Source organism: Psychrobacter sp. DD43 (genome assembly GCF_904846555.1).
GTDB classification, from domain to species: domain Bacteria; phylum Pseudomonadota; class Gammaproteobacteria; order Pseudomonadales; family Moraxellaceae; genus Psychrobacter; species Psychrobacter cryohalolentis.
In genome coordinates this window covers 1-2327 of record NZ_CAJHBE010000041.1, presented here as the reverse complement: position 1 = coordinate 2327, position 2327 = coordinate 1, and the positions used below count along the sequence as shown (strand labels likewise).

The 2327-nt window shown below is 47.3% G+C and carries 2 tRNA genes and 1 rRNA gene; all 3 read left to right on the top strand.

From position 1 onward, the window contains the following. The first annotated feature begins 238 nt into the window (after nucleotides 1-238). The 3 genes from JMX89_RS12710 (at nucleotide 239) to JMX89_RS12700 (ending at nucleotide 2021) form a co-directional block, all read left to right on the top strand. A 16S ribosomal RNA gene (locus tag JMX89_RS12710) occupies nucleotides 239-1777 on the top strand. Between the two features lie 85 nt (nucleotides 1778-1862). Next, a tRNA-Ile gene (locus JMX89_RS12705) sits at nucleotides 1863-1939 on the top strand. 6 nt (nucleotides 1940-1945) lie between these two features. Next, nucleotides 1946-2021, top strand: a tRNA-Ala gene (locus JMX89_RS12700). The last annotated feature ends 306 nt before the right edge of the window (nucleotides 2022-2327 follow it).

Below are 2327 nucleotides of genomic sequence, written 5' to 3'. Positions count from 1 at the left end.
TAGAGACATTATTTAAAAGCATAACTAAAGAACAACTTGTGTGGATTTTTGCTGATTCAGAATGCTAAAAAATAAAGTTGGTTGACTATCTTTTCGATAGGATTCTAACTATAAAAATTATCATTTAAGACAGTAAAAAAACTCAAAGTTAATTCATTACGAACATAATTTTTAGCGATTTTGCCAGATTAGATGAGCCAAGTTTAGAAGCTTCTTTAAAGAGCTTCATAGCAAGATTAAACTGAAGAGTTTGATCATGGCTCAGATTGAACGCTGGCGGCAGGCTTAACACATGCAAGTCGAGCGGAAACGATGATAGCTTGCTATCAGGCGTCGAGCGGCGGACGGGTGAGTAATACTTAGGAATCTACCTAGTAGTGGGGGATAGCACGGGGAAACTCGTATTAATACCGCATACGACCTACGGGAGAAAGGGGGCAGTTTACTGCTCTCGCTATTAGATGAGCCTAAGTCGGATTAGCTAGATGGTGGGGTAAAGGCCTACCATGGCGACGATCTGTAGCTGGTCTGAGAGGATGATCAGCCACACCGGGACTGAGACACGGCCCGGACTCCTACGGGAGGCAGCAGTGGGGAATATTGGACAATGGGGGAAACCCTGATCCAGCCATGCCGCGTGTGTGAAGAAGGCCTTTTGGTTGTAAAGCACTTTAAGCAGTGAAGAAGACTCTTCGGTTAATACCCGGAGACGATGACATTAGCTGCAGAATAAGCACCGGCTAACTCTGTGCCAGCAGCCGCGGTAATACAGAGGGTGCAAGCGTTAATCGGAATTACTGGGCGTAAAGGGAGCGTAGGTGGCTCGATAAGTCAGATGTGAAATCCCCGGGCTCAACCTGGGAACTGCATCTGATACTGTTGAGCTAGAGTATGTGAGAGGAAGGTAGAATTCCAGGTGTAGCGGTGAAATGCGTAGAGATCTGGAGGAATACCGATGGCGAAGGCAGCCTTCTGGCATAATACTGACACTGAGGCTCGAAAGCGTGGGTAGCAAACAGGATTAGATACCCTGGTAGTCCACGCCGTAAACGATGTCTACTAGTCGTTGGGTCCCTTGAGGACTTAGTGACGCAGCTAACGCAATAAGTAGACCGCCTGGGGAGTACGGCCGCAAGGTTAAAACTCAAATGAATTGACGGGGGCCCGCACAAGCGGTGGAGCATGTGGTTTAATTCGATGCAACGCGAAGAACCTTACCTGGTCTTGACATATCTAGAATCCTGCAGAGATGCGGGAGTGCCTTCGGGAATTAGAATACAGGTGCTGCATGGCTGTCGTCAGCTCGTGTCGTGAGATGTTGGGTTAAGTCCCGCAACGAGCGCAACCCTTGTCCTTAGTTACCAGCGGGTTAAGCCGGGAACTCTAAGGATACTGCCAGTGACAAACTGGAGGAAGGCGGGGACGACGTCAAGTCATCATGGCCCTTACGACCAGGGCTACACACGTGCTACAATGGTAGGTACAGAGGGCAGCTACACAGCGATGTGATGCGAATCTCAAAAAGCCTATCGTAGTCCAGATTGGAGTCTGCAACTCGACTCCATGAAGTAGGAATCGCTAGTAATCGCGGATCAGAATGCCGCGGTGAATACGTTCCCGGGCCTTGTACACACCGCCCGTCACACCATGGGAGTTGATTGCACCAGAAGTGGATAGCTTAACCTTCGGGGGAGCGTTCACCACGGTGTGGTTGATGACTGGGGTGAAGTCGTAACAAGGTAGCCGTAGGGGAACCTGCGGCTGGATCACCTCCTTATAGATGGCATTCGGTCAGCAAGAATTCACAACAAGTTGTTCTTTAGTTTAAGCTAGTTTATTAGCTAGAGGTATATGCCTCGTACAGGCCTGTAGCTCAGCTGGTTAGAGCACCGTGTTGATAACGCGGGGGTCGGCAGTTCAAGTCTGCCCAGGCCTACCATTATTAGGGGCCATAGCTCAGTTGGTAGAGCGCCTGCCTTGCACGCAGGAGGTCAACGGTTCGACTCCGTTTGGCTCCACCACATAATAAACTATTCTTTAGATGCTAATAAATAAATAGGTATCAAATAGAAACAAGTGATTCGTCTTAGTAAAGACAAGATTACTTCTTTCTGTTTTATACAGAATCTGTGACTCGACGAGAGCACAGAGACTATTTAAAAACATAGATATGAGTCTGGGTTAGGAACACGTGTTCACGCGTTGTTTCTAACCTTAATAACTCACTACTTAACGACATCAGTTGTTATCCCAGTGGTGAGTTATTAAAAAAGTAAAGAGAACTGAATCAAGCGTATAAAATTAGGTGATATCGTTATCATAATTAG